At 68.5% G+C, this 19537-nt stretch carries 18 protein-coding genes; 13 read left to right on the forward strand and 5 right to left on the reverse strand.

The window, feature by feature from the left end; all coding sequences use genetic code 11:
- Positions 1–87: 87 nt before the first annotated feature.
- The 3 genes from NFU04_RS07040 (at position 88) to leuA (ending at position 3343) form a co-directional block, all read left to right on the forward strand.
- Positions 88–348: a TIGR02647 family protein gene (locus NFU04_RS07040; protein WP_251308803.1), complete on the forward strand. Its 261-nt coding sequence runs from the start codon at positions 88–90 to the stop codon at positions 346–348.
- Between the two features lie 169 nt (positions 349–517).
- Complete coding sequence (locus NFU04_RS07045) at positions 518–1342, forward strand: ion transporter (RefSeq protein WP_251308804.1); 825 nt, start codon at positions 518–520, stop codon at positions 1340–1342.
- Between the two features lie 294 nt (positions 1343–1636).
- Positions 1637–3343, forward strand: a complete 1707-nt coding sequence (gene leuA / locus NFU04_RS07050; RefSeq protein WP_251308805.1) for a 2-isopropylmalate synthase — start codon at positions 1637–1639, stop codon at positions 3341–3343.
- Between the two features lie 222 nt (positions 3344–3565).
- Here leuA and epmB read toward each other — a convergent pair whose 3' ends face one another.
- Positions 3566–4597, reverse strand: a complete 1032-nt coding sequence (gene epmB, locus NFU04_RS07055) for an EF-P beta-lysylation protein EpmB (protein ID WP_251308806.1) — start codon at positions 4595–4597, stop codon at positions 3566–3568.
- Between the two features lie 94 nt (positions 4598–4691).
- Here epmB and efp point away from each other — a divergent pair, with 94 nt between their 5' ends.
- Together efp and epmA are read left to right on the forward strand one after the other, a co-directional pair.
- The gene (gene efp / locus NFU04_RS07060) at positions 4692–5258 is read left to right on the forward strand and encodes an elongation factor P (RefSeq protein ID WP_251308807.1); all 567 of its coding nucleotides are present in this window, start codon (positions 4692–4694) and stop codon (positions 5256–5258) included.
- 149 nt (positions 5259–5407) lie between these two features.
- The gene (gene epmA, locus NFU04_RS07065; RefSeq protein WP_251308808.1) at positions 5408–6382 is read left to right on the forward strand and encodes an EF-P lysine aminoacylase EpmA; all 975 of its coding nucleotides are present in this window, start codon (positions 5408–5410) and stop codon (positions 6380–6382) included.
- Between the two features lie 108 nt (positions 6383–6490).
- On the opposite strand, the gene asd is transcribed toward epmA, so the two are convergent.
- The 3 genes from asd to rsgA form a co-directional block, all read right to left on the reverse strand.
- Positions 6491–7342 (reverse strand): archaetidylserine decarboxylase, encoded by an 852-nt coding sequence (gene asd, locus NFU04_RS07070; RefSeq protein ID WP_251308809.1) that lies wholly within the window; start codon positions 7340–7342, stop codon positions 6491–6493.
- Between the two features lie 171 nt (positions 7343–7513).
- A complete protein-coding gene (locus NFU04_RS07075; RefSeq protein ID WP_251308810.1) occupies positions 7514–8347 on the reverse strand; it encodes a sulfurtransferase in 834 nt (277 codons plus the stop codon).
- A gap of 70 nt (positions 8348–8417) precedes the next feature.
- A complete protein-coding gene (gene rsgA / locus NFU04_RS07080; protein WP_251308811.1) occupies positions 8418–9449 on the reverse strand; it encodes a small ribosomal subunit biogenesis GTPase RsgA in 1032 nt (343 codons plus the stop codon).
- Positions 9450–9552: 103 nt separating this feature from the next.
- Between rsgA and orn the strand changes: the two genes are divergently transcribed.
- Positions 9553–10146, forward strand: coding sequence for an oligoribonuclease (gene orn, locus NFU04_RS07085; protein WP_251308812.1), 594 nt, complete (start codon positions 9553–9555; stop codon positions 10144–10146).
- Positions 10147–10150: 4 nt separating this feature from the next.
- Here orn and queG read toward each other — a convergent pair whose 3' ends face one another.
- A complete protein-coding gene (queG, locus tag NFU04_RS07090; RefSeq protein WP_251308813.1) occupies positions 10151–11260 on the reverse strand; it encodes a tRNA epoxyqueuosine(34) reductase QueG in 1110 nt (369 codons plus the stop codon).
- 92 nt (positions 11261–11352) lie between these two features.
- On the opposite strand from queG, the gene NFU04_RS07095 reads away from it, so the two are divergent.
- From NFU04_RS07095 to hflX, 7 genes are all read left to right on the forward strand, one after another.
- Positions 11353–12849, forward strand: coding sequence for an NAD(P)H-hydrate dehydratase (locus tag NFU04_RS07095; protein WP_251308814.1), 1497 nt, complete (start codon positions 11353–11355; stop codon positions 12847–12849).
- A 3-nt stretch (positions 12850–12852) separates the two neighbouring features.
- A complete protein-coding gene (gene tsaE, locus NFU04_RS07100) occupies positions 12853–13323 on the forward strand; it encodes a tRNA (adenosine(37)-N6)-threonylcarbamoyltransferase complex ATPase subunit type 1 TsaE (RefSeq protein WP_251308875.1) in 471 nt (156 codons plus the stop codon).
- 36 nt (positions 13324–13359) lie between these two features.
- On the forward strand, positions 13360–14811 hold the full coding sequence (locus tag NFU04_RS07105; RefSeq protein WP_459382072.1) for an N-acetylmuramoyl-L-alanine amidase: 1452 nt from the start codon (positions 13360–13362) through the stop codon (positions 14809–14811).
- A 71-nt stretch (positions 14812–14882) separates the two neighbouring features.
- Positions 14883–16838: a DNA mismatch repair endonuclease MutL gene (gene mutL, locus NFU04_RS07110; RefSeq protein ID WP_251308815.1), complete on the forward strand. Its 1956-nt coding sequence runs from the start codon at positions 14883–14885 to the stop codon at positions 16836–16838.
- Positions 16838–17779: a tRNA (adenosine(37)-N6)-dimethylallyltransferase MiaA gene (miaA, locus tag NFU04_RS07115; RefSeq protein ID WP_251308816.1), complete on the forward strand. Its 942-nt coding sequence runs from the start codon at positions 16838–16840 to the stop codon at positions 17777–17779. The genes mutL and miaA overlap by 1 nt, the downstream gene beginning before the upstream one ends.
- 116 nt (positions 17780–17895) lie before the next feature.
- On the forward strand, positions 17896–18141 hold the full coding sequence (gene hfq / locus NFU04_RS07120) for an RNA chaperone Hfq (protein ID WP_198057448.1): 246 nt from the start codon (positions 17896–17898) through the stop codon (positions 18139–18141).
- A 14-nt stretch (positions 18142–18155) separates the two neighbouring features.
- Positions 18156–19475 carry a ribosome rescue GTPase HflX gene (gene hflX / locus NFU04_RS07125; protein ID WP_251308817.1) on the forward strand — a complete coding sequence of 440 codons (1320 nt, stop codon included), beginning with the start codon at positions 18156–18158 and terminating at the stop codon, positions 19473–19475.
- The last annotated feature ends 62 nt before the right edge of the window (positions 19476–19537 follow it).

Genomic DNA, 19537 nt, shown 5'->3' on the forward strand with positions numbered 1-19537 from the left:
TTCAGCGTTGCGTGGAAAACCGGGGCTGGCGGCGCGCGCGCCGCTGGCGTAGGGTCGAGGGACTTCCCCAGGTCGCCGGAGGCCGCCATGACCGCATCACGCTTCACCCCGGAACTCCTCGATGAGCTGCACCTGCTCTGTCTCTATAACCTGAGCACCACCCAGGAGGGGCTCAAGGTGCACGCCTCCAGCGCCGCCCCCGGCCTGGTGGCCGCCGCCGGCCGGCTGCATGCCAAGGGGCTGCTCAGCCAGGCCGATGGCGGCTACCTCACCTCCCTGGGTCGCGACGCCGCCACCCATGCCCAGGACCTCTTGGGTATCCTGGAGAGCGCCGGCGTCACCACCTGAGCGTTCGGCCCTGGTCATTGCCGAGAGCGTGGCCAGGGTTAGCCTCCCGTTACGACAGGCTTGCCCCACCTCTTCACGATTTCTGGCTTTGCCATCCCGGGGCGATAGGGGATAATCCACGGCACCCTGTGACCCTAGCCACTGTCCTTCTGCCGTGACCGATTCGCCCATGCCCCCCCTGAGCACCTGGCGCGACCGCTTCGAGCGGCTGCGCAGCCACAAGGTCTTCGAGACCTTCGTGATCGCCATTATCCTCCTCTCGGCGCTGCTGATCGGCGCCAAGACCTATGAGGAGACCTCACGCTTCGAGCAGGCGCTGCGGGTCTTCGATATGGGGGTGACGATCTTCTTCCTGGTGGAGATCCTGATCCGTATCGGTGCCGAGCGGCACCTGCGCGACTTCTTCCGGAAGGGCTGGAACGTCTTCGATTTCCTGATCGTCACCGCCAGCCTGATTCCCCTAGATGACTCGGAGATGGTGCTGCTGGCGCGGCTGCTGCGCATCTTCCGGGTGCTGCGCCTGGTGTCGATGATCCCGGAGCTGCGCATCCTGATGGTGGCGCTGGTCAAGTCGATCCCGCGCATGGGCTATGTGGCCCTGCTGATGTTTATCATCTTCTATATCTACGCCGCCATCGGCAGCTTCCTGTTCGCCGAGGTGGACGAGTTCCTGTGGGGCAATATCTCCATCGCCATGCTGACCCTGTTCCGTGTCGCCACCTTCGAGGACTGGACCGATGTGATGTATGCCACCCAGGAGCTGTACGCCTGGAGCTGGTTCTATTACCTGACCTTTATCTTCCTCAATGCCTTTATCTTCCTGAACATGATGATCGGCATCGTGCTGGACGTGATGCAGAAGGAGAGCCTGGCCATCGAGCTGGAGAGCGGCGAGGGGGAGGCCGCGGAACTGCACGGCCTGCGCGACGATGTGCGCGACCTCAAGGCGCAGTTGTCGCGGATGGAGGAGGCGCTTCGGCGTCGTGGTGGTTGACAGCCCGGCGCGTTCCTGATTTTCTAGAGGGCATGAACATCACATCTTGCCGCCTCAGCCTAGACCTACGACTACTAGCCGACCGCTAAGCGTGTCGGGCGATGCCATGCATCGCGAAGTCGTTTTCTAGTCTCGAGGTTGCAAGATGTCCATTACCCCCAGCTTTTCTTCCGTATGCCGTGCCCAGGCCGCGATCATCCGCATGATCGTGGCCCGAGTGCTTTCTGACGCCCCGGTCGGCCCCTGTGCCACCGGGGCGTCGCCGTTTCTGCCCCCTCGCCAGGAGATGCCCGCATGATGCTCAAGGACCCGTCCATCAAGTACCGCCCCTTCGTCGCCGTGGACCTGCCCGATCGCCAGTGGCCGAGCCGGCGCATCGAGACGCCGCCGCAGTGGTGCAGCGTCGACCTGCGCGACGGCAACCAGTCGCTGATCGATCCCATGGATGCCGAGCGCAAGCAGCGCTTCTTCGACATGCTCCTCAAGATCGGCTTCAAGGAGATCGAGGTGGGCTTCCCCTCCGCCTCCCAGACCGATTTCGACTTCGTGCGCTCGCTGATCGAGGAGGACAAGATTCCCGATGACGTCACCATCCAGGTGCTGACCCAGGCGCGTCCGCACCTGATCGAGCGCACCTTCGAGGCCCTGAAGGGGGCCAAGAACGCCATCGTTCACGTCTACAACGCCACCGATCCGGTCTTTCGCCGCGTGGTCTTCAACGTCGACAAGGCCCAGTGCACCCAGATCGCCGTGGACGCCACCACCCAGATCCGTGAGCTGATGGAGGCCGCCCCTGAGACGAACTGGACCTTCCAGTACTCCCCGGAGCTCTTTACCACCACTGAGATGGACTTCGCCAAGGAGGTGGTGGAAGCGGTGATGGTCGCCTATGGCGCCAGCGCCGAGAAGAAGATGATCGTCAACCTGCCGGCCACCGTGGAGGCGGCGACCCCCAACAACTACGCCGACCAGGTAGAGTGGTTCTGCCGCCACGTCAAGGGTCGCGAGGCGCTGATCGTCAGCGTCCACCCCCATAACGACCGGGGCACCGGGGTGGCCGCCGCCGAGCTCACCGTGATGGCCGGCGCCGACCGCGTCGAGGGCACCCTGTTCGGCAACGGCGAGCGCACCGGCAACGTCGACCTCGTCACCCTGGCCATGAACCTCTACACCCAGGGCGTGCACCCGGGCCTCGACTTCTCCAACATCACCCCGATCATGCGCGAGGTGGAGTACTGCAACCAGTTGCCGGTGCATCCCCGCCATCCCTATGTGGGCGACCTGGTGTTCACCGCCTTCTCCGGCTCCCACCAGGACGCCATCAAGAAGGGCATGGCCGAGCGCCGCGCCAACCCGGACGCCGTCTGGGAGGTGCCCTACCTGCCCATCGATCCGCTCGACGTGGGGCGCAGCTACGAGGCGGTGATCCGCGTCAACAGCCAGTCCGGCAAGGGTGGCGTCTCCTACCTGCTCGAGCAGGAGCATGGCATCGAGCTGCCGCGGCGCCTGGCCATGGAGTTCAGTCAGGTGGTGCAGGAGGTGGCCGATCGCACGGGCAAGGAGATCACCTCGCAGATGATCTACCAGGCCTTCGCCGACGAGTACCTGGCCCAGGAGGCGCCCCTGGCGCTGATCAATCACCGCCTCTCCTCCGAGCCGGATAGCCCCCGGGTGGTGCTGGAGGCGGCGGTCACCGTGGAGGGCAAGCCCCAGACCGTCCGCGGCGAGGCCAATGGTCCCCTGGCGGCCTTTATCAAGGGGCTGGCGGCGGCCGGCCATGATGTGGAGGTCATCGACTACCATGAGCACTCCCGCGGTCAGGGCGCCGATGCCGAGGCGATCGCCTATGTGGAGGTGCGCATCGACGGCGAGGCGGTATTCGGCGTGGGCACCGACGAGAGCATCACCAGCGCCTCGATGAAGGCGGTGGTCGGCGCCATCAATCGCCGGGCCTCCAGCGCCGCTCCCGCGGCCAATGTGACCGCCGCTACGTTAGCTTGAAGCTGGAAGCCTGAAGCTTGAAGACAGCAGCAACCCCATCGGGCCGTCCCGATGGGGTTGCTGCTGTCTGGCCTGCTACCATGCTGGTCTTCCAGCTTCCAGCTTCCAGCTTCCAGCTTCCAGCTTCCAGCTTCCAGCTTCCGGCTTCCGGCTTCCGGCTTCCGGCTTCCGGCTTCCGGCTTCCGGCTTCCGGCTTCCGGCTTCCGGCTTCCGGCTTCCGGCTTACAGCGGGGTCTTGCTGGCCTCGCCGGGCACTTCCCGGGCCAGGGTCGGCATCAGGAACCCCGGCAGGACCTGCCTCAGGCCCGCGACCAGTTCGCGGGCCTGGTCGTCGGGGACATCGAAGTGGGCCGCGCCGGCCACCGGGTCGAGCACATGCAGGTAGTAGGGCAGGATGCCGGCCTCGAAGAGCCGCTCGGAGAGCGCGGCCAGGGCCTCTACCGAGTCGTTGACGCCGCGCAGCAGCACGCTCTGATTGAGCAGGGTCACCCCGGCATTCTTCAGGCGGGCACAGGCCGCGATCACCGCCTCGTCGATCTCGTTGGCATGGTTGATATGCAGCACCAGTACCTTCTGCAGCCGGGTGGCGGAGAGCCAGCCGAGCAGGGCGTCATCGACCCGCTCGGGGATCACCACCGGCAAGCGGCTGTGGATCCGCAGGCGCTTGAGGTGCAGGATGGCGTCGAGGCGCTCCACCAGCCAGGCCAATTGACGATCGCTGGCGGCCAGGGGGTCGCCGCCGGAGAGGATCGCCTCGCGGATGGAGGCATCGCCGCGCAGGGTGTCGAGGCTCGCTTCCCACTGGGCCCGTGAGGGGGCGTTCTCGCCATAGGGAAAGTGGCGGCGGAAACAGTAGCGGCAGTTGATGGCGCAGCTGGGGCTGGCGATCAGCAGCACCCGGCCGGCGTACTTATGGATCAGCCCCTTGGCCGGGGTATGCTCGGCCTCCTGGAGCGGGTCGGCCAGGTAACCCGGCACCTCGAGGGTCTCCTCGCCCAGCGGCAGTACCTGGCGCAGCAGCGGGTCGTGGGGGTCGCCGGGGCGGATACGCGCCAGATAGGCCTCGGGCACCCGCACCTCGAAGAGGCCATGGCCGGCCTCGGCGCCGGGCAGCCAGGCCGGGTCCAGGTCGAGGCGCCGGCAGAGTGCCACCGGGTCGCGGATCACCCCGGCCAGCTGACGCTGCCAGGGGGCACGCTCCTGAGGGAGGGCGAGGGGGACGCTCTGCACATCGGCCGGGCTTCGGGTTATCATGCGGCACACCAATTGCGGGCGGGCGCCACGGCGCCCGTCGATACATTTCCTGCGCCGCCGCCATGGCGGGGCGCCGATCATTCAGCGAGGAATCATGGCGAACTATTCTACCAACGAATTCAAGGGCGGTCTGAAGGTAATGCTGGACGGCGACCCCTGCGCGATCCTCGAGAACGAGTACGTTAAGCCGGGCAAGGGCCAGGCCTTCAACCGGGTCAAGCTGCGTAACCTGATCAGCGGCCGGGTCTGGGAGCGTACCTTCAAGTCCGGCGAATCCCTGGAGGGCGCCGATGTCCTCGAGCTGGAGATGGAGTACCTCTACACCGACGGCGAGATGTGGCACTTCATGAAGACCGACGGCTCCTTCGAGCAGTACGCGGTGGAGAAGAAAGCCCTGGGCGATACCGAGAAGTGGCTCAAGGAGCAGGTCGCCTACACCGTGACCCTGTGGAACGACAACGCCATCAACGTCACGCCGCCCAACTTTATCGAGCTGGAAGTGGTCGAGACCGACCCGGGCCTCAAGGGCGATACCGCCCAGGGCGGCTCCAAGCCGGCGACCCTCTCCTCCGGCGCCGTGGTGCGCGTGCCGCTGTTTATCAACCAGGGCGAGGTGCTGAAAATCGATACGCGCAACGGCGAGTACGTCTCCCGCGCCTGAGCCGGGCTCAAGCCGGAAGCTTGAAGGTCGGCGCTTCGCGTCTGGACGCTGGAAGAAAGCCCGCCCCGGCTTCTTCGAGCTTCCAGCTTCTGGCTTGCTAAAAGGCCATGCCTGTCCGGCATGGCCTGCGTCGTTTAGGAGGGCAAGGCATGGCAACTGATTGGCGCCCCTCGGCGTCCCTCGAGACCCTGCGCCAGCGGGCGCGGCTGCTGGCCGAGGTACGCGGCTTCTTCGCCGCGCGCGGCGTGCTGGAGGTGGAGACCCCGGTGCTGGGCCATGGCGGCAGCACCGATGTGGGGCTGGCGTCGCTGAGCTGCGAGGCGACGACCCCCGAGGGGCGCGAGCGCCTCTGGCTGCAGACCTCGCCGGAGTTCGCCATGAAGCGTCTGCTGGCCGCCGGCGCCGGACCCATCTATCAGATCGCCCGCAGCTTCCGGGACGGTGAGGTGGGGCGCCGCCATAACCTCGAGTTCAGCATGCTGGAGTGGTATCGCCCGGGCCTGCCCCTGGAGTCCCTGATCGAGGAGACCGCGGCGCTGATTCAGGCCGTGCTGGGGCGGGATCCGGGGCCGGTGCGGCGGCGGCGCTATCGGGAGCTGTTCCGTGAGCGGTTGGCGGTCGACCCCTTTACCAGCCCGCTCGAGACGCTCAGGCGGCTGGCCGCGGCGCGGGGCGGCCTCTCCATGGACGAGGCGTCCCGGGACGACTGCCTGGACCTGCTGCTGAGCCTCGAGATCGAGCCGACCCTGGGCCGCGACGGCCTGGATGTGGTGGTGGACTACCCGGCCAGCCAGGCGGCCCTGGCTCGGCGTCACCGGGACCCGGAGGATGGCGAATGGGTGGCGGGGCGCTTCGAGGTCTATCTGCAGGGACTGGAGCTGGCCAACGGCTATGACGAGCTCACCGATGCCGCCGAGCAGGCGGCGCGCTTCGCCGAGGACAACGCCGCCCGGCGTGCCCGGGGCCTGCCCGAGGTGAGCGTGGATACCCGGCTGCTGGACGCCCTGGCGGCAGGGATGCCGGCGGGAAGCGGCGTGGCCCTGGGCCTCGATCGGTTGATTCAGCTGGCCCTCGGCAAGGCCAGCGTGGCGGAGGTCATGGCCTTCGCCACGCCACGCTGTTGACCCGATGGCTCTTTAGCCATTATCCGCCAGATGAGGGAGTTGGCTTAACCGCTCGCCCATTTTTACCGAGTTGATTATCGAGAGCGGGACCAGCCTCTTGGCTAGTGATTAGCCGTTATCCGCCAGATGAGGGAGTTGGCTTAACCGCTCGCCCATTTTTACCGAGATATCGGGGACGAGTTCTTCGAAGTCGATCTCCTTACTGAAGCACATCACCACCGTGGAACCGAGCTTGAAACGGCCCATCTCGGCGCCCTTCTCCAGGGTGATGGGTTCGTCGAAGCGAATCGTCTGGACCCGCCCGGAGAGGGGGGTGATCTGCCCGGCCCACACCGTCTCGATGGCGGCGACGATCATGGCCCCCACCAGCACCATGGCCATGGGGCCCTCCTCGGTATCGAAGAGACACACCAGGCGCTCGTTACGGGCGAAGAGGTTGGGCACATGGTCGGCGGTGGCCCGGTTGACCGAGAAGAGCCGGCCCGGCACATAGACCATCTCCCGGAGGGTGCCGGTCAGCGGCATATGCACCCGGTGGTAGTCCCGGGGCGAGAGGTAGATGGTGGCGAAGCTGCCCTGGCGGAAGGGCGCGGCGCGATGCATATCGCCGCCCAGCAGGCTGGTGATCGAGAAGGCCTGCCCCTTGGCCTGGATCAGGGTGCCATGATGGGTCTCGCCGAACTGGGAGAGGGTGCCGTCGGCTGGGGAAATCAGGCCCGACTCGATGGGCCGCGCGCCTTCCCGGAGGGGCCGGGTGAAGAAGTCGTTGAAGCAGGCATAGGCCCCGGGATCGGGCTCCCGAGCCTCGCTCATGTCCACCCGGAAGCGGCGGATAAAGGCCTTGATCAGCAGCTGCTTGAGCCAGCCGATGCGGGTCTCGGCGAGCCGCCCCACCAGCCGCGAGAGCAGGTGGTGGGGCAGGGGGTACTGGATCAGGGCGAATAACTTGGATGGCGACACGTGCGGGAGGTCTCTTCGGCAGTCATTGGGTAGATGATCGGCAGGGTGGGCTGAGCGCCCTCGCGCTTGAAGCCGGAAGCCCCCCTGGTCCCAGGGTCGCATGGATCATGCTGTCTTCCAGCTTCCAGCTTCCAGCTTCCAGCTTCCAGCTTCCAGCTTCCAGCTTCCAGCTTATGGCTTCTCTATGGGCGTATCATCGCGATTGCCCCACTCCTTCCAGGAGCCGGGGTAGGCGCGCATCGTCTCGAAGCCCAGGGCCTTGCCCACCAGCCAGGTAAAGCCGCTGCGGTGGTGGCTCTGGCAGTGGGTGACCACTTCCATGTCCGGGGTCAGGCCCAGGGCCTCCAGTTCGGTGATCAGCTCCGCATAATCGCGAATACGCAGCTGACGCGCCTTGTCCATGGCCTCGGTCCACTCCAGGTTGACCGCGCCGGGAATATGTCCGAGACGCCGGTTCTGCCCCTTCTCGCCGCGATACTCCGCCGGCGAGCGGGCATCCCAGACGGCGAAGCCCTTGTCGCCGAGGCGTTCCTGGAGGCTCTCCCGGTCGATGGCGACATCGGGGTTGAGGATCTCGGCCTCGTACTCGCTGGGCACGGGGGCCGTCGGGGTGGTCTCGCCGGGCAGGCCCTCGGCGCGCCAGGCGTGGATGCCGCCATTGAGGTAGGAGTAGCGGCGGTGGCCGATCAGCTCCAGGGTCCAGAGCAGGCGACCGGCCCAGCCACCGCCCTCGTCGTCGTAGGCCACCACATGGGTGTCCCGGGTCAGGCCCAGCTCGGAGAACAGCGCCGACAGCGCCGCCTCGTCGGGGACCTCGTTGGGCACCTCGCCGCTGCCCTTGAGCAGGCGGCGATAGTCGAGGAAGCGGGCCCCGGGCACATGGCCCTCGGCGTAGCTCTCGGGCTTGAGGGGCACATCGATAATCAGTAGCTGGGGGTCGTCCAGCACCTCGGCGAGCCGGTCAGGCTCGACGATCAGCGGCAGAAGATTGGCTTCGGAGCTCATGGCACCTTCCTTGTCTCGGTTGCTGCGAAGGATAATGGCATATTGCCGGCGTCCGGAGCGACACCGTCGCTCAACGCCCTTCGGCCTCGAGGCTCTCGAGGATGCGCCGGTAGCTGGTGAAGCGCTCGGCGCGGACCGCGCCGCGCTCCACGGCTTCGAGCAGGGCGCAGCCGGGCTCCTGCCGGTGGCGGCAGTCGCGGAAACGGCACTGCCCCAGCAGCTCGCGAAACTCCACGAAACCCTCGGTGACCTGCTGGGCATCCAGGTGGGTCAGGCCGAACTCGCGAATCCCCGGCGAGTCGATCAGCTCGCCGGCCGCGTTATCGTCGTCGTCGAAGGCGTAGAGGCGGGCGGTGGTGGTGGTGTGGGTGCCCTTGCGGGAGTCCTCGGAGAGGGCGCCGATGCGCAGGGTCTCGTCGGGCAGCAGGCGGTCGATCAGCGACGACTTGCCGACCCCGCTCTGGCCGACGAACACCGAGGTGCGTCCGGACAGCCGTGCCCGCAGGGCGTCCAGGCCGCCCTCCTCGGCGGTGGTGGTGGTCACCACCGGGTAGCCCAGCGCCTCATAGTGGCCCAGCAGGGTCATCAGCTCGCCGCCGTCCGGCGGCAGCAGGTCGGTCTTGTTGAGCACCAGCACCGGGGCGATACCGGTGGCCTCGGCGGCCACCAGGTAGCGGTCGATCAGGTTGGCGTGTGGCGCGGGCTCCACGGCGAAGACGATCAGGATCTGGTCGATATTGGCCGCCACCGGCTTGAGCTGTCCCCGGGCGTCGGGGCGCTCCAGGACGCTGTCGCGTTCGCCCCGGGCCACCACCACGCCGCTGCCGTCATTGGCGGCGCGCCAGATGACCCGATCCCCGGTGACCAGGGGCTCCAGGTTGGCGCGCAGATGGCAGCGGTGCAGGGCGCCGCCTTCGGCGGGGCGCACGTCCAGGCTGCGGCCGAAGTGGGCGATCACTCGCCCGTTGCGCTCGGGGCCATACTCGCCGGCCTCCAGCTTGTCGGCATCCTGGGCATCGCGCTTGGCGGCGCGCTGGGCGCGCTCGGCCTGAATCTTCTCGATGCGCCAGCGCTGCTGGCGAGTTAGCTTGCGTTTGCTCATGGGCCGCCTGAGGTCTGTACAATGGGGGCATTGTACGCATAGACCACCCGCTTAGACACCGGGCCGGCGCGCGATCGGCGGCCCCGAGAAGGAAACACGCACCATGGCTACGACCCCCGACGCCCCCCCGCGCAAGGATCTGCTGGTCTGGATCGACCTGGAGATGACCGGCCTCGACCCCGAGAAGGAGCGCATCATCGAGGTGGCGACCCTGATCACCGACAATGACCTCAACCTGATTGCCGAGGGGCCGGTGATCGCCGTGCACCAGCCGGAGCACCTGCTGGCCGGGATGGATGCCTGGAACCAGAAGACCCATGGCGAGTCGGGCCTGGTGGCCCGGGTGCGCCAGAGCACCATCGAGACCCGGGCGGCGGAGCGGCGCACCCTGGAGTTCCTGCGCGCCCATGTGGCCCCGGGCAGCTCCCCCATGTGCGGCAACAGCGTGCACCAGGATCGCCGCTTCCTGGAGCGCGAGATGCCCGAGCTGCTGGCCTTCTTCCACTACCGTAACCTGGATGTCTCGACCCTCAAGGAGCTCGCCAAGCGCTGGAATCCGGCGGCCCTGAAGGGCTTCGAGAAGCGCAACACCCACCAGGCCCTGGACGATATCCGCGAGTCCCTGGCGGAGCTGGCCCATTACCGCAACACCTTCCTGCAGCTGGCGCCGCCGGCGGCCGACGAGGAAGAGCAGTAAGCGCTTAGCCTTCGGTGGCGATACGCCGCCCTCGCTTGTCCCGCTGGCGGGCCAGGGCCCAGCGCACATGCTCGCGGACCAGGTCGGAGGGGTAGGCCAGGCGCGCCTCGAGGGCCGCCTCCGTCGCCTCGCTCCAGGGCGCATTGCCGAGTCCCACCGCCAGGTTGCGCAGCCAGCGCTCGTAACCGATACGGCGGATGGGGCTGCCCTCGGTCTTGCTCAGGAACTCCTCCTCGCTCCAGGCGAACAGGCGCCGCAGGTCGGTGCGGTCCAGGTCGTGGCGGGGGGCGAAATCCGCCTCGTCGCTGAGGCGGGTGAAGCGGGTAAAGGGGCAGACCAGCTGGCAGTCGTCGCAGCCATAGACCCGATTGCCCATGGCCTCGCGGAACTCCTCGGGAATGGCCCCGTGCAGCTCGATGGTGAGGTAGGAGATGCAGCGTCGCGAGTCCACCACCTTGTCGTCGACGATGGCGCTGGTGGGACAGGCGCTGCGGCAGGCGCTGCACTTGCCGCAGTGTTCGCTCTCGAAGGGCGGGTCCACTGGCAGCGGCAGGTCGGTATAGAGTTCGCCGAGGAAGAACAGCGACCCGGCCCGGGGATTGAGCAGCATGGCATTCTTGCCGAACCAGCCGAGGCCGGCCTTCTGGGCCAGGGCGCGTTCCATCACCGGGGCCGAGTCGACGAAGGCGCGGTAGCCGAAGGCCCCCACCTCGCCTTCGATGCGTTTGGCCAACTGGGCCAGGCGCTTGCGAATCAGCTTGTGGTAGTCGCGACCCAGGGCGTAGCGGGAGACATAGGCCTTCTCCGGCCGGCCGAGCAGGCGGGTGGTCTCCACCTCCGGCGGCAGGTAATCCATGCGTACGCTGATCACCCGGAGGGTTCCCGGCACCAGCTCCTCGGGGCGGGTGCGCTTAGTGCCGTGCTTGGCCATGAAGCCCATCTCGCCGTGGTGACCCGCCGCCAGCCAGCGCGCCAGGTAGCGTTCGTGGGTGGCCAGGTCGGTATCGGTGATCCCCACCTGCTGAAAGCCCAGCTCGCGGCCCCATGTCTTGATGGCGGCGGCGAGGGCAGCCGGGTCGAGGGCATCCGGGGCGAGGTCATCGTGAGCTGACATGATCGTGAAACTACCGAGAAAGCGGGGAGGGGCCGGGCGTGGCGCAGGCACACCCTACACTAGACTCAACACCTCGTCATGGGGAGGCAACAATGAATCCAGGCAGGCCGCTCTATCTGGTCGAACAGGTTCGCGAACTGGATCGGCGCACCATCGCCGCCGGTATCGAGGGCTTCGCTTTGATGCAGAAGGCGGCTCGGGCCGCCTATCGCGTGCTGCGGGCCCGCTGGCCCGAGGCGCGCCACCTTAGCGTATTGTGCGGCGCCGGCAATAACGCCGGCGATGGCTATGTGCTGGCGGCCCTGGCCGCCGCGGAGGGGCTCCGGGTGCAGCTGCTGGCGCTGCGTCCGGTGGAGCGCCTCGACGGCGATGCCGCCCGGGCCGCCGAGCTCGCCGTGGCCGGGGGGGTGACCATTACCCCCTGGACGGCCCGGGCACGGCTCGAGGGCGAGGTGATCGTCGATGCTCTGCTGGGCACCGGGCTCAGCGGCGAGGTGCGCGAGCCCTTTTTGAGCGCCATCCAGCGGATCAATGCCGCCGGGCGGCCGGTACTGGCGGTGGATATCCCCTCCGGGCTCTGTGCCGATAGCGGCGCCGTGCTGGGCGCGGCGGTAGCGGCCAGCGCTACCGTGACCTTTATCGGCGACAAGCTGGGACTGCATACCGGCGCCGGCCCGGGGCGAGTGGGTGAGCGCTATTTCAAGCGTCTCGGCGTCGATGCCGAGGCCCATGGCGACCTGGCGCCGGTGGCTCGCCTCCTGGATGAGGCGCTGATCGGCGAGGTCGTGGCGCCGCGTCCACGGGATGCTCACAAGGGCGACTGCGGTCACCTGCTGGTGATCGGCGGCGCCCCGGGCTTCGGTGGCGCGGCGCTGCTGGCCGCCGAGACGGCGGCGCGGCTCGGGGCCGGCAAGGTGAGCCTGGCCACGGCGCCGGAGCACGTCACCGCCAGCCTGGTGCGCTGTCCCGAGGTGATGGTGCATGGGGTGCGAGGCGCGCCGGAGCTGGCGCCCCTGCTGGCGGGGGCCGATGCCATCGTGGTGGGACCGGGCCTGGGGCAGGGGCCCTGGGGGCAGGGGCTGTTGCAGGCGGCCCTGGACGCGGGCAAGCCGCTGGTGGCGGATGCCGATGCCCTCAATCTGCTGGCCCGGGGGCGCATCGAGGCGCGCCCGCCGGCCTGGATCCTCACCCCCCACCTGGGGGAGGCGGCGCGGCTGCTGGGCGGCGACGCCGCCGGCGTGCAGGCCGACCGCGCCGGTAGCCTGCGCGAGATCGCCGCACGCTTCGCCGCCGTGGTGCTGCTCAAGGGGGCGGGCAGCCTGGTGGGGGAGGATGACGGGGCGCCCCTGGCGCTTTGCCCTTACGGCAACCCCGGCATGGCCAGCGGCGGCATGGGCGACGCCCTCTCCGGGATCCTGGGGGCCCTGCTGGCCCAGGGGCTGGCGCCGCGGGCCGCCGCCGAGGTGGGCATGCTGCTGCATGCCCGGGCCGCGGATCTCGCCGCCCGGGCCGAGGGCGAGCGTGGTCTGCTGGCCGGCGATCTGGCATCCTATGCGCGACGCTTGATCAACGGGGTAGGGTGGAACTAGATGATGCGGGTCAGACTGCTCGATGAAGAGGCACAGGTCGCCTTCGGCGAAGCCCTGGGACGGGCCCTGGAAGGGCGGGGACGCGTCTACCTCAGCGGCGACCTGGGGGCCGGCAAGACCACCCTGACCCGGGGCATCCTGCGTGCCCATGGCCACCGGGGCGCGGTGAAGAGCCCTACCTATACCCTGGTGGAGCCCTACGAACTGGGCGAGTGGCGCCTCTACCACTTCGATCTCTATCGCCTCGGCGACCCCGAGGAGCTGGAGTTTATCGGGGCCCGGGACCTCTTCGACGAGGATGGCCTGTGCCTGGTGGAGTGGCCCAGCCGCGGCGAGGGCTGGCTGCCCCCGGCGACCCTGGAGATTCATCTGCGCCTGGCCGAGCCGGGACGCGAGGCAAGCCTGGTCGCCGGCGATGCCCGGGGCGAGGCGGTGTTGGCGCGTCTCGCCGATGCCTGGCCCGTGACCGACTGAGGCAGCCCTTTTCCCCATGGATGACCGGAACCCCCTATGATCCCAGGAGCCTTGCCATTTCGCCGACACCTTCGCCGGCTGGTGCCCTGGCTTGCCCTGGCGCTGCTGCTGGCGCCGTCGGCGCAGGCCACCGAGGTCAACAACCTGCGCCTCTGGGCCGCCCCGGATCATGCACGGCTGGTCTTCGACCTCTCGGCGCCCGCCGAGGCCAATGTGTTTGTCCTGGAGAATCCGCGACGCCTGGTGATCGACCTGACCGATACGCGCCTGGCGGCGGATCCGGCGCGTCTCGATCTCTCCGGTAGCGCCATCGGCGGCGTGCGCAGCGGGGTGCGCGACGGCGACGACCTGCGCATCGTCCTCGACCTGGAGCGCGAGGTGGCGCCCCGGGACTTTACCCTGGCCCCCAACGATCAATACGGCCATCGCCTGGTGGTGGACCTGGAGTATCCCGGCGAGAGCGCCGTGGAGGATCCCATCGATCCCATCGAATCGATGCTCCGCGAGCAGGAGATGGCCGCCCGGGCGGGGGAGGCGCCGCCGACGGCCTCCGCCGAGTCGCCGGTGGCTCGGCAGCCGGCCCAGCCCCATCCGCGGCGCGATATCATTATCGCCGTGGATGCCGGTCATGGCGGCGAGGATCCCGGTGCCATCGGTCCCTCGGGGACCCGCGAGAAGGACGTGGTGCTGGAGATCGCCCGACGGCTGCAGCGCCTGGTGGACGAGACCCCGGGGTTCCGCGCGGTGATGATCCGCGACGGCGACTACTATGTGGGGCTGCGCCAGCGCATCCGCATCGCCCGGGAGCAGCGCGCCGACTTCTTCGTCTCGGTACACGCCGACGCCTTCAACAGCCCGCGCCCCCAGGGCAGCTCGGTCTATGCCCTCTCCCAGAGCGGCGCCACCTCCGAGGCGGCCCAGTGGCTGGCGGACAGCGAGAACCGTGCCGACCTGATCGGTGGCGTCGACGGCAACCTCTCCCTCAACGACCATGACGAGGTGCTGCGCGGGGTGCTGATGGACCTCACCCTGACCGCCACCCTCAACGACTCCCTGGCCATCGGGGGGCGGGTGCTGGATCGCCTGGGGCGGATCAACCGCCTGCACAAGTCGCGGGTGGAGCAGGCCGGCTTCGTGGTCCTCAAGTCGCCGGACATTCCCTCCCTGCTGGTGGAGACCGGCTTTATCTCCAACCCGGACGAGGAGCGTCGCCTGCGCGATCCCGGCCACCAGCTGAGCATGGCCGAGGCGATCTTCGCCGGGGTGCAGGAGCACTTCCAGCGCAACCCGCCTCCCACCAGCCTGTTGGCCTGGCAGCGGGACCAGAATCGCGGCGGTGCCGGTAACGAATACCGCATCCAGCCCGGCGATACCCTCTCGGAGATCGCCGATCGGCACCGGGTCTCCCTGGGCGCCTTGCGGCAGGCCAATGCCATCAACGGCGATGTGATCCGGGTCGGCCAGGTGCTGCGAATACCGCAATCCTAGATAGCGCGGCGAAGAGGGAAGAGATTCCTCTTCTGCCTTCCTTCTCCCCTCTGCCGCTGGTATGGAGTGATATGTCAGAACAGCGACCCATCCGCATCCTCGATCCCCGGCTGGCCAACCAGATCGCCGCCGGCGAGGTGGTGGAGCGTCCCGCTTCGGTGCTCAAGGAGCTGGTGGAGAATGCCGTGGATGCCGGCAGCCGGCGGATCGAGCTGGAGCTGGAGGCCGGCGGCGCGCGCCTGATCCGGGTGCGTGACGATGGCGGGGGGATCGCCGAGGCGGACCTGCCCCTGGCCCTGTCCCGGCACGCCACCAGCAAGATCGCCTCCCTGGAGGAACTGGAAGGCGTGGCCAGCCTCGGCTTTCGCGGCGAGGCGCTGGCCTCCATCGCCTCGGTGTCGCGGCTGGAGCTGATCTCCAATACCGCCGACGACCCTCAGGCGGGTTGGCGGGTGGTGGCCGAGGGGCGCGAGATGGAGCCCCGGGTGACCCCGGCGCCCCACCCCCGCGGCACCACGGTGGCGGTGCGCGACCTGTTCTTCAATACCCCGGCGCGGCGCAAGTTCCTGCGTACCGAGAAGACCGAGTTCGGCCACGCCGAGGAAGCCTTCCGGCGCCTGGCGCTATCCCGATACGATATCGGCTGGAGCCTGCGCCACAACCAGAAGACCCTGCATCAGTTGCGTCCCGCCGCGGATGCCGCCGGTCGCGAGCGGCGCATCGCCGCCCTGCTCGGCAAGGGCTTCCTGGAGAACGCCCTGGCCCTGGACCTGGAGGCCAATGGCCTGCGCCTGTGGGGCTGGGTGGGGCTGCCCACCTTCTCCCGGGCCCAGGCCGATCAGCAGTATTTCTTCGTCAATGGCCGGGTGGTGCGCGATCGCCTGGTCGCCCACGCCATCCGCCAGGCCTACCGGGACGTGCTCTTCCACGGTCGTCACCCGGTCTTCGTGCTCTACCTGGAGCTCGACCCCAGCGTGGTGGACGTCAATGTGCACCCCACCAAGCACGAGGTGCGCTTCCGGGACGGCCGCCTGGTGCATGATTTCCTCTTTTCCAGCCTGCATCGCGCCCTGGGCGAGGCCCGCCCCGGCCATCAGGAAGCCGAGGAGGCGGTGGAGGAGGGGGCCGAGGGGGCGACGACCGTCGCGGCCTCGGGCGTGGCCGAGGCGGCGCCCCGCTGGCAGCAGCAGCCCATGGCCCTGGGCGGTGGCGACGACCGCGAGCGCCACCCGGGGGCCGACAAGGTGCGCCAGTTTATGGCCGGCTATCGGGCGCTGCATCCCGATCACGAGGAGCGCCTGCTGACGCCGCAGTCGGCGCCGCCCGGTGGCGCGGCGGCGACCCGGGCCCGTGGCGAGGCGGGGGCGGCCGAAGACGCTTCCCCCCGCCCCATGCCGAGCACGCCGCCGCGGCCGAGCCTGCCGGAGGAGGACCCCACCCAGGCGCCGCCGCTGGGCTATGCCATCGCCCAGCTGCAGGGGGTCTATATCCTCGCCCAGGGGCGCCGCGGCCTGGTGGTGGTGGATATGCACGCTGCCCATGAGCGCATCACCTATGAGCGGCTCAAGACCCAGGTCCACGGTGGGGCCCTGGAGGTCCAGGCGCTGCTGGTGCCGGTGTCGCTGGCGGCCAGCGCCGCCGAGGTGGCCACCGCCGAGGCGGAGCGCGAGGCCTTCGCCCGCCTGGGGGTGGAGCTGGACGTGGCCGGCCCGGAGAGCCTGCTGGTGCGCCAGGTGCCGACCCTGCTGGCGGAGGCCGACGTCGAGCCGCTGATTCGCGATATGCTCGGCGACCTGGAACGCTACGGGCGCTCGGATCGTCTCGAGGCGCATATCAACGAGCTGCTGGCCACCATGGCTTGCCATGGCAGCGTGCGCGCCAACCGCAAGCTGTCGATCGCCGAGATGAACGCCCTGCTGCGGGACATGGAACGCACCGAGCGCAGCGGCCAGTGCAATCACGGCCGGCCCACCTGGTTCGAGATGTCGATGCACGAGCTCGACAAGCGCTTTTTGAGGGGACAGTGATGAGCGCCGACCGCCGCCCGCCGGCGATCCTGCTGATGGGGCCCACCGCCGCCGGCAAGACCGACCTGGCCATCGCCCTGCATGAACGCCTGGGCTGCGAGCTGATCAGCGTCGACTCGGCGTTGATCTACCGCGGCATGGATATCGGCACCGCCAAGCCCTCGGCCGCGGAGCTGGCCCGGGCGCCCCATCGGCTGGTGGATATCCGCGACCCCGCCGAGGCCTACAGCGCCGCCGAGTTTCGCGAGGATGCCCTGGCGGCGATGCACGAGATCACCGCCGCCGGCAGGATTCCGCTGCTGGTGGGGGGCACCATGATGTACTACAAGCGCCTGGTGGAGGGGGTGGCCGAGATGCCCGCCGCCGACCCGGCGCTGCGCGCCGCGCTGGAGGCGGAGGCGGAGCGCCGCGGCCTGCAGGCCCTGCACGAGGAGCTGGCGCGGGTCGATCCCGCGCTCGCCGCCGAGCTGCATCCGCACAATCGCCAGCGCCTGCTGCGGGCCCTGGAGGTCTACCGTCTCAGCGGGCGGCCGCTCAGCGCCCTCTGGGCGGAACAGCGGCGAGAAACCTTGCCCTGGCGCACGCTGTCGATAGGGGTGGCCCCCGCCGAGCGTCGCGTCCTGCACGAGCGCATCGGCCGGCGCTTCGAGGCGATGCTGGCCCAGGGCTTCCTCGACGAGGTGGCGACGCTGAAGGCGCGGGGCGACCTGCATCTGGATCTGCCCTCCATGCGCTGCGTCGGCTACCGCCAGGCCTGGGAGCATCTCGACGGCCGCTACGATCGCCAGACCCTGATCGACAAGGGCACGGCGGCCACGCGGCAGTTGGCCAAGCGGCAATTGACCTGGCTGCGCGGCTGGCCGGAACTGCACTGGCTGGAAGGGCAGCGGGGCGATGCCCTGGAGCGGGTCCTGAAACTCGTGCGCCGCTTTAGTAGTTAGCGTAAGATACGGTGTTCGGTTGGCCGCTTGCCGCGCCGTATACTCGGGCCGCCCCTGGTCGGTGGCCCACATAACATGACATCAATGCAAAATTAGAGACAGTTAGGGAGAGCAAAATGTCCAAAGGACAGTCCCTTCAAGACCCGTATCTGAACATCCTGCGCAAGGAGCGTATCCCGGTGTCCATCTTCCTGGTCAACGGTATCAAGCTGCAGGGTCAGATCGAGTCCTTCGACCAGTTCGTCATCCTGCTGCGCAACACCGTGAGCCAGATGGTCTATAAGCACGCCATCTCCACCGTGGTGCCGTCCCGTAATGTGCGCCTGCCGGCTCAGGACCCCGCGGCGGCGCAGGACTCTTGATCGCGAGGTAGTGATTGTTTTTTGAACGCCCCAACGCCGGTGAAACGGCGGTCCTCGTCCATGTCGACTTCCAGGACGAACGCGAGCGCGAAGATCCGGGTGAATTCCTGGAGCTGGTGCGCTCCGCCGGTGCCGAGCCGGCTACCCTGCTCAACGGTAGCCGGAGTCGGCCCGATCCCCGTACCTTTATCGGCAGCGGCAAGCTCGACGAGCTTCGCGAGCTGCTGGCGGTGCATCATGCCGAGCTGGTGATCTTCAACCACGGCCTGAGTCCCTCCCAGGAGCGGAACCTGGAGCGGAGCCTCAAGTGCCGGGTGCTCGATCGTACCGGCCTGATTCTCGATATCTTCGCCCAGCGGGCGCGGACCCACGAGGGCAAGCTGCAGGTGGAGCTGGCCCAGCTGGAGTACATGTCCACCCGGTTGGTGCGCGGCTGGACCCACCTGGAACGCCAGAAGGGCGGTATCGGCCTGCGCGGCCCCGGTGAGACCCAGTTGGAGACCGACCGCCGCCTGCTGCGGGCACGCATCAAGGCGATCCACAAGCGCCTCGACAAGGTGCGCAGCCAGCGCGACCAGAATCGTCGCGCCCGGGCCCGGGCGGAGATCCCCAGCGTCTCCCTGGTGGGCTATACCAACGCCGGCAAGTCGACGCTGTTCAACGCCCTGACCGAGTCCGGCGTCTACGCCGCCGACCAGCTCTTCGCCACCCTGGACCCGACCCTGCGTCGCCTCGAGATCGACGACGTGGGACCGGTGGTGCTGGCGGATACCGTGGGCTTTATTCGTCACCTGCCCCACAAGCTGGTGGAGGCCTTCCGGGCCACCCTCCAGGAGGCCGCCGAGGCGACCCTGCTGGTGCACGTGATCGATGCCGCCGACCCCGACCGCGAGCTCAACGTGGAGCAGGTGGAGGCGGTGCTCAAGGAGATCGGTGCCGACGAGATTCCCTGCCTGCGGGTGATGAACAAGATCGACCTGCTGGACAGCGCACCGCGCATCGAGCGCGATGGCGAGGGGCGCCCCGAGGCGGTATGGCTCTCGGCCCAGAGCGGCCAGGGGCTTGAGCTGCTCGGCGAGGCGCTCTCCGGTTGCCTGGCCGGCGACGTGGTGGATGCCGAGCTGACCCTGGCCCCCGCTCAGGGTCGGCTGCGCGCCGCCCTGCACGAACTGGGTGCGGTACGCCAGGAGCGTTTCGACGAGCACGGTCAGACCCGGCTCGAGATTCGCCTGCCACGGCGCGACTTTTTGCAGTTGATGGCGCGTCTCGGCGAGAATGCCGACGACTACCTGCCCCCGGCGCAGCGCGAGCCGCGCGCGGAGTGGGAGCTCTAGAAAGCGTTGTGCTGAGACGGAGGGGCGCGGGAGCGGCCCTCCGGCGGACGGATTCAATGCAT

Source organism: Halomonas sp. NCCP-2165 (genome assembly GCF_023708045.1).
Taxonomy (GTDB): domain Bacteria; phylum Pseudomonadota; class Gammaproteobacteria; order Pseudomonadales; family Halomonadaceae; genus Bisbaumannia; species Bisbaumannia pacifica.

Excerpts from the sequence above, each read along its gene's own strand:
- queG (WP_251308813.1), bottom strand. The coding sequence starts at position 11,260 with ATGTCAGCTCACGATGACCTCGCCCCGGATGCCCTCGACCCGGCTGCC.
- mutL (WP_251308815.1), top strand. The coding sequence starts at position 14,883 with ATGTCAGAACAGCGACCCATCCGCATCCTCGATCCCCGGCTGGCCAAC.
- miaA (WP_251308816.1), top strand. The coding sequence starts at position 16,838 with ATGAGCGCCGACCGCCGCCCGCCGGCGATCCTGCTGATGGGGCCCACC.
- tsaE (WP_251308875.1), top strand. The coding sequence starts at position 12,853 with ATGCGGGTCAGACTGCTCGATGAAGAGGCACAGGTCGCCTTCGGCGAA.
- NFU04_RS07045 (WP_251308804.1), top strand. The coding sequence starts at position 518 with ATGCCCCCCCTGAGCACCTGGCGCGACCGCTTCGAGCGGCTGCGCAGC.
- rsgA (WP_251308811.1), bottom strand. The coding sequence starts at position 9,449 with ATGAGCAAACGCAAGCTAACTCGCCAGCAGCGCTGGCGCATCGAGAAG.
- leuA (WP_251308805.1), top strand. The coding sequence starts at position 1,637 with ATGATGCTCAAGGACCCGTCCATCAAGTACCGCCCCTTCGTCGCCGTG.
- efp (WP_251308807.1), top strand. The coding sequence starts at position 4,692 with ATGGCGAACTATTCTACCAACGAATTCAAGGGCGGTCTGAAGGTAATG.
- hfq (WP_198057448.1), top strand. The coding sequence starts at position 17,896 with ATGTCCAAAGGACAGTCCCTTCAAGACCCGTATCTGAACATCCTGCGC.
- epmB (WP_251308806.1), bottom strand. The coding sequence starts at position 4,597 with ATGATAACCCGAAGCCCGGCCGATGTGCAGAGCGTCCCCCTCGCCCTC.
- NFU04_RS07040 (WP_251308803.1), top strand. The coding sequence starts at position 88 with ATGACCGCATCACGCTTCACCCCGGAACTCCTCGATGAGCTGCACCTG.
- epmA (WP_251308808.1), top strand. The coding sequence starts at position 5,408 with ATGGCAACTGATTGGCGCCCCTCGGCGTCCCTCGAGACCCTGCGCCAG.
- NFU04_RS07075 (WP_251308810.1), bottom strand. The coding sequence starts at position 8,347 with ATGAGCTCCGAAGCCAATCTTCTGCCGCTGATCGTCGAGCCTGACCGG.
- NFU04_RS07095 (WP_251308814.1), top strand. The coding sequence starts at position 11,353 with ATGAATCCAGGCAGGCCGCTCTATCTGGTCGAACAGGTTCGCGAACTG.
- NFU04_RS07105 (WP_459382072.1), top strand. The coding sequence starts at position 13,360 with ATGATCCCAGGAGCCTTGCCATTTCGCCGACACCTTCGCCGGCTGGTG.
- orn (WP_251308812.1), top strand. The coding sequence starts at position 9,553 with ATGGCTACGACCCCCGACGCCCCCCCGCGCAAGGATCTGCTGGTCTGG.